This is a genomic window from Cupriavidus sp. FW305-F7, from assembly GCF_058782875.1.
Map to the genome: position 1 here is coordinate 311,779 of NZ_JBYSYC010000003.1, position 6,720 is coordinate 318,498.

Genomic DNA, 6,720 nt, shown 5'->3' on the forward strand with positions numbered 1-6,720 from the left:
GCACGCTGCCCGCCGGGGACCGAAGTCCCGGCAGCACATGCGTCGGTCAGGGGTTCTGGCGGGAAGCCCGCGCCGCTCCGCCTGGTCAGGCGGGCATCGGCATCGGCATTCGCGCAGTGGTGGCTGGCGGATGCCGCACCGCGTCTGCCTGCGACCCGCCGCGCGCGGTGGCGGCCTTGTAGTAAGGCGCCGTCGAGCGTTGCAGCGGTGCGCGTCCGCGGATCACGTCGGCCAGCTTCTCGGCCATCATGATGGTGGGTGCGTTCAGGTTGCCGGTGATGATCTTCGGCATGATCGAGGCATCGACCACGCGCAGACCCGACAGCCCGTGCACGCGGCCCTGGTTGTCGACCACCGCCATCGGGTCGGAGGCGTCGCCCATCTTGCAGGTGCAGGACGGGTGCAGCGCGGTCTCGGCATGCTCGCGCACGAAGGCGTCGATCTCGGCATCGCTCTGCACCATCATGCCGGGCTTGATCTCGCGGCCGCGGAACTGGTCCAGCGCCTGCTGGCCGATGATCTCGCGCGTCAGGCGCACTGCGGCGCGGAACTCGCGCCAGTCGACGTCATGCGCCATGTAGTTGAACAGCAGCCGCGGCTTCACGCGCGGGTCGCGGCTGGCCAGCTTGACAAAGCCGGTGCTGGGCGAGCGCATCGAGCCCACATGGCACTGGAAGCCATGCGACTGCACCGGGTTGCTGCCGTCGTAGTTCATCGCCAGCGGGATGAAGTGGTACTGCAGGTTGGGCCAGGCAAAGTCATCGCTGCTGCGGATAAAGCCGCCCGCCTCGAAGTGGTTGGAGGCCGCGGTGCCGGTGCCGCGCAGATACCATTCGATGCCGATCGCGGGCTTGTTCCACCACTTCAGCGCCGGGTACAGCGATACGGGTTTGGTGCATTCGTACTGCAGGTACATCTCGAGGTGGTCCTGCAGGTTCTCGCCGACGCCCTTCAGGTCTGCCACCGACTCGATGCCAAATGCGCGCAGCTCGTCCGCATTGCCCACGCCGGAGCGCAGCAGCAGTTGCGGCGAGGCGATCGCGCCATTGCTGACGATCACTTCGCGGCGCGCACAGGCTTCACGCACGTGGTCGCCCTGGACGTATGAGATGCCAGTGGCGCGCTGACCTGAGAACAGGATGCGGTCCGCCAGCGCACGCGTATGCACGGTCAGGTTGGGCCGGTCTTTCGCCTGGTCCAGGTAGGCCAGCGAGGTGCTGCAGCGGCGCCCGCGCGCGGTGGTGGTGCGGTCCATCGGACCGAAACCTTCCTGGCGATAGCCGTTCAGGTCCTGGGTCTGGCCATAGCCGGCCTGCTCGCCGGCCTTGATAAAGGCGCGGAACAGCGGGCTGATATCGGGCCTGGGCGTGGTCACGTGCAGCGGGCCGTTGCCGCCATGGTAGTCGTTGGCGCCCTTGTCGTAGGTCTCGGCCTTGCGGAAGTAGGGCAGGCAGTCGGCGTAGCTCCAGTTCTCCAGCGACTTGTTCTCTGCCCAGCCGTCGTAGTCCATGGCGTTGCCGCGGATATAGACCATGCCGTTGATCAGCGACGAACCGCCCAGCCCCTTGCCGCGGCCCTGCGTCATGCGTCGGTTGTTCATATGCGGCTCGGGCTCGGTCACATAGGCCCAGTTATAAGTCGTGCCCTGCAGCGGATACGCCAGCGCAGCCGGCATCTGGGTGCGCCAGTCCAGGCGCCAGTCCGGGCCGCCAGCTTCCAGCAGCAGCACCGAGACATCGGCATCCTCGGTCAGCCGCGCGGCCAGCACGCAGCCGGCCGAGCCCGCGCCGACGATGATGTAGTCGTACTCATGGATTGCCTGCATGGTGCAATCTCCTTGTTTGCGTGACGCCGTGCGTGGCAGCCCGGGGGTGGGTCCGCCGCGCACGCGATTACGAAGTCAGCTGCGCTCAGGCGCCAAACCAGCCCATCGCCTTGGGGGCCAGGTTGATATAGCTGTGCTTGAGTTCGGTGTACTCGTCCAGGCCGACGCGGGCCAGTTCGCGGCCGATGCCGCTCGCCTTGTAGCCGCCCCACGGCGCTTCCGGGAAGTACGGGTGGTAGTCGTTGACCCACACCGTGCCGAAGCGCAGGCCGCGCGACATCCGATTCGCCTTGTCCAGGTCGCGGGTCCAGACCGCGCCGGCCAGGCCGTACGGGGTGTCGTTGGCGGCACGCAGCACTTCCTCCTCGGAGCGGAAGCGCTCGGCCGTGATCACCGGCCCGAAAATTTCCTCCTTCGCAATCTTCATGTCGGCCGTCACGTCGGCCAGTAGCGTCGGTTCCAGCCAGTAGCCCTTCTTGAATACGTCGCCCGCCGGGCGCTTGCCGCCGTGGACCAGGCGTGCGCCCTCGGCGATGCCGGCCTGCACCATGCCCAGGATCTTCTCGTGCTGTTGCGCCGACTGCACCGGGCCCATCTGGGTCTCGCCGTGGAAGCCGTTGCCGATCACGATGCGCGGCAGGCGCTCGGCCAGCCGGCTGATGAATGCATCATAGATGCTGTCCTCGATCATCAGGCGCGAGCCGGCGGAGCAGACCTGCCCGGCGTGGAAAAACGCGGCGTTGAGCGCGTAATCGACCGCGGCGTCCAGGTCGGCATCGGCAAACACGATGTTCGGGTTCTTGCCGCCCAGCTCTAGACCGATGCGCTTGAAGTTGCCGGTGGCGGCCTTCATGATGCTTTCTCCGGCGTAGGCGCCGCCGGTGAAGGACACCAGGTCCACGTCCAGGCTCTCGGCCAGCTCGGCGCCCACTTCGGCGCCACCGGTCACCAGGTTGAACACGCCCGGCGGCAGGTCCAGCTCGGCCACCAGTTGCGTGAAGTGGTGCGTGGTCAGCGGCGTCAGGTTGCTGGGCTTGATCACCACGGTATTGCCGGCGCCCAGCGCGGGCGCGATCTTCCACGCCGCCTGCAGCAGGGGGTAATTCCACGGCGTGATCAGGCCGCATACGCCGACCGGCTCGCGCAGGGTGCGGCTGATCACATGGTGCGGCGCTTCGTTGACGGCGCCCGACTCGGATGCGACCAGCCCCGCGAAGTAGCGGAACGTGGCGGCGATATCGCCCATGTCGGTGCGGCTCTCGGTCAGCGTCTTGCCGGTATTGAGCGACTCCAGGTGGGCGAGCTTCTCTGCGTCGCGGTCGATCAGTTCGGCGATCTTGTTCAGCAGTTTGGCGCGGTCACGGATCGTCGTCTGGCGCCACGGGCCGTCGAAGGCCTTGCGCGCAGCGGCGATGGCCAGGCGCGCGTCGGCGCGGGTGGCTTCGGCGGCCTGGGCGATCACGGACTCGTCGGCCGGGCTCAGGATGGCGCGCGTGCCTTGGTCGATGGGCGACTGCCACTGGCCGTCGATATAGAGCTGGGTCTGGATCATTGCTGCGGTTCCGGTTCGGTAGTTCGTTTCAGGCGGCCAGGGCGTCGAGCACCATTTGCTGGAAGTGCTGCACGCCGTGCTCGCCGATGGCGGAGGTCTTGTCGTCGGTGACCAGCAGCGGGCCCTGCCCGTTGCGGTAGCCGCGCGACTTCAGGCCGCGCTGCACCGATTCGACGATGCTCAGGTCTTCGGGCTTGAGCACGTTCTTGTAGTACTCGATCAGCTGTTCCTGCTCGGCCGTGGGCGTGCTTTCGCGGAAGTAGAACTCGAAGTGCTGGATGGTGGTGTCGGCATCCACCGGGAACATGTAGAAGACGCCGTAGTTGCCGTCGCCCGGGAGCACGTTCAGCGTGACGTTGGGCCACAGCCAGTACGCGGCGAAGTCGGTGTTGGGGGCGTCGCTGTCATAGGTGAAGGCGTCGCTGCCCGAGCGGGTCTGGCCGACCTGGCTGGTGTAGAGTCCACGCACTTCGTGCTTGTAGGTCTCCATCCTGATCGACTCGACCAGCGCCGGGTGCGCGGTCTGGCAGTGCAGGCATTCCAGGTAGTTGTCGACCACCACCTTCCAGTTGGCCTTCATCTCGTAGCTGAGCTTGTGCGCCGGCACCAGCTTGTCGACATCCGGGCAGCGGGCGCGGATTTCGTCGTTCAGGCCGGCGGCCTGCTCGGCCAGCGGCTTCGCGTCCATGTCCAGGTTGACGAAGACCAGGCCGCAGAACTCTTCCACGCGCACCGGCGTCAGGCCCGCGTTGTCCTTGCAGAAGCCCGGCACGTTCTCGGCGTTGCGCACATGGATCAGCTTGCCGTCCAGGCCGAACGACCAGGCGTGGTAGGGGCAGGTGATCACGTTCTTGGCCTTGCCGGCGCCATCCGCAAACAGCTCATGGGCGCGGTGCGGGCAGACGTTGTAGAACGCGCGCAGCACGCCGTCGCGGCCGCACACGACGAACACGTTCTCGCCGGCCACTTTCACCGTGGCGTACTGGTTGTTCTCGGCCACCTGGCTCTTGTGCATCACGCACACCCAGCTGCGCGCGAAGATCGTCTTCTTCTCCTGCTCGAAGACTTCCTGCGAGGTGTAGTAGTCGGCCGGCAGCGTGTAGGCCAGCGGCGGGGTGGTGCCGCAGACGGGGGCGGTGGTGTCTTGCATGGGGTTGTCTCCTCGTTGGTCTCGGTGCTTTATCGATTTACTAACAGTAAATTAAATTACTATCGGTGATGTGGGATGAAGTCTAGTGAGGAGCGCAGGGGTGCTGCAATTCAAAAAACCGATGAAAATGATCTACTTGATGGTTAATGGCTATCAATTCGCGCGATTTTCGGTGATGGTGTAAGGTTCGAGTTACTCAATTCACCATCGGTTGAAAAAAAGTGGAGGGGATGCCCATGACGGAAGACACTTTTGCCACGCGCCTGAAGGGGGTGCTGGAAGGCAAAAGGATCATGCTCAAGCAGGTGGCAGAGGCGCTGTCGGTGTCGCCGTCGGCCGTGCACAAGTGGACCCGTGGCGGCGAGATCGAATACGAGCGGCTGCTCGCGCTGGCGCGCTTCCTGGGTGTCAACTGGCTGTGGCTGCGCTACGGCGAGCAGGCCATCGCCGACCTGGAGACCAGTATCGCCTCTGACCCGCACATCAAGGAACTGCGCCAGAAGCACCTGGCGGAGATCATGGAGAGCGAGGCGCGCATGAAGTTCGCGCAGGAGGTGTCTGGCATCGTCACGTGGGAATGGAACGTGCTGACCGATGGCCTGACCTACTCGTCCAACGACATCACGCTGTTCGGCCGCCATATCCGCAACATGGACGACTTCTGGGCCTGCGTGCACCCGGCCGACGTTGCGCGCCTGCGCGAGGTGCTGGCGCGCACGCTGGGCGCGCAGGAGATGCACGAGTGGGAGTTCCGCGTCGTGCATGAGGACACCACGCGCTGGATCTCGTCGCGGGCCACGCTGGTGCGCGATTTCGACCAGCGCCCGGTCAAGATGATCGGCGTCAGCCTGGACATCACCGAGCGGCGACGCGCCGAGGCCGCGCTGCGCCAGAACGAGGCGCTGCTGGCCAAGGCGCAGGAGATTGCCCACCTGGGCGGCTGGTACTGGAATATCCAGACCGACGACTGCGCCTGGACCGACGAGGCCTACCGCATCTTCGGCTGGGCCCCGCAGGCGTTCAAGGTGACCATGGAGCGCTACCTGGCGTCGATCGTCGAGGAGGACCGCGCCCGCGTGCAGGCCGCCATCCGCGCGGCCATCGTCGACAAGGCGCCATACAGTGTCGACTACCGCATCCAGCTGCCCGACGGCAGCCATCGCGACATCCATGAGGAAGGCGAGGTCACGCTGGACGAGCACGGCAACGCCCTGACCATGGTCGGCGCCTCGCAGGATGTCACCGGGCCGGCAGCGCCGCCGGCAACCGGCGGCGGCAAGACCCCGCGCAAGCGTGCGGCGGACAAGCCACGCACAGCAGCCTGACAGCGCCAGGGGGCGGCATGCATTGCCGCCCCATTTTCATTGGTGCGCCCAGCATGGGCGCACTCCCGTGGGTGCAAGTCCCACCGTAAGTTGATCACAGCGAACGAAGTGAAGCGCAACTGCGTGAGGGTAACCGAGCGTGGGGAGGAAGCGTGGAGCGAAGCTGCGAGCCGAGGGACACGAACCGGATAGAAGGCGGTGCCGACCAGGACGAGCGGGCCAATAACCGCGAAGTTCTCGTGATCAAGGGGCGGCGACGTAAATCCGGCGGTTGTGCAGTGAAGGAGTGCGGTCTTACCTGGGGACGCGCGACGGCGTCGAGCCGGAGCGGGGTCTCAGCAGAGGTCATAGTAGTCGGAGGTAGCGCCGGGAAGGCTCGAGTCCGCCGACGAAGGACCGAACGAGAGGGAGTGTTTGAAGCCGTGTCGATGCAACAGGCATTGCGTCAGAAGCCCGCGCGAGCGGGGCGAGCGAGGGGAACGGACGGTGAAGCCGGCCGGGAACGCGCCTGCGACGAAGCCTGCGGCCCGCGACGCGAACCGGAGAGCACAGGGTCGGCGCTGCTGACAGCGGCGCTGACGCGAGAGAACCTGAAGCAGGCGTTCAGGCGGGTCCGACGCAACAAAGGCGCCGCTGGCGTGGATGGTCTGGATATTGATCAGACCGCTCGCTATCTGGTGTCGGCGTGGCCGGAGATTCGCCAGCAACTGCTCAAGGGGACGTACCGGCCCAGTCCGGTACGGCGGGTAACGATTCCGAAGCCGGACGGAGGCGAGCGCGAGCTTGGTATCCCGACGGTGATCTCATAATGCACCTCTCACAGTTAAGTGTAGGAATGTTGCCTCCGAAGATGCCCTGAAGTGCGCAC

4 protein-coding genes and 1 pseudogene are annotated in these 6,720 nt (G+C 65.7%); 2 read left to right on the forward strand and 3 right to left on the reverse strand.

The annotated features are described in order from the left end of the window. Positions 1-85 precede the first annotated feature (85 nt). The 3 genes from betA to AC3WL8_RS04785 all read right to left on the reverse strand — a co-directional run bounded on the left by betA (position 86) and on the right by AC3WL8_RS04785 (position 4,527). Positions 86-1,825 (reverse strand): choline dehydrogenase, encoded by a 1,740-nt coding sequence (betA, locus tag AC3WL8_RS04775; protein WP_211979390.1) that lies wholly within the window; start codon positions 1,823-1,825, stop codon positions 86-88. 85 nt (positions 1,826-1,910) lie between these two features. Beyond that, a complete protein-coding gene (locus AC3WL8_RS04780; RefSeq protein WP_153953319.1) occupies positions 1,911-3,377 on the reverse strand; it encodes an aldehyde dehydrogenase family protein in 1,467 nt (488 codons plus the stop codon). 28 nt (positions 3,378-3,405) lie between these two features. Further along, positions 3,406-4,527 carry an aromatic ring-hydroxylating oxygenase subunit alpha gene (locus tag AC3WL8_RS04785; protein ID WP_492377963.1) on the reverse strand — a complete coding sequence of 374 codons (1,122 nt, stop codon included), beginning with the start codon at positions 4,525-4,527 and terminating at the stop codon, positions 3,406-3,408. A gap of 236 nt (positions 4,528-4,763) precedes the next feature. Between AC3WL8_RS04785 and AC3WL8_RS04790 the strand changes: the two genes are divergently transcribed. Both AC3WL8_RS04790 and AC3WL8_RS04795 read left to right on the forward strand, forming a co-directional pair. After that, complete coding sequence (locus AC3WL8_RS04790) at positions 4,764-5,852, forward strand: helix-turn-helix domain-containing protein (protein WP_492377964.1); 1,089 nt, start codon at positions 4,764-4,766, stop codon at positions 5,850-5,852. A gap of 422 nt (positions 5,853-6,274) precedes the next feature. Then, positions 6,275-6,652: pseudogene (locus AC3WL8_RS04795) on the forward strand (group II intron reverse transcriptase/maturase); the annotation flags it as partial. Positions 6,653-6,720: the final 68 nt, after the last annotated feature.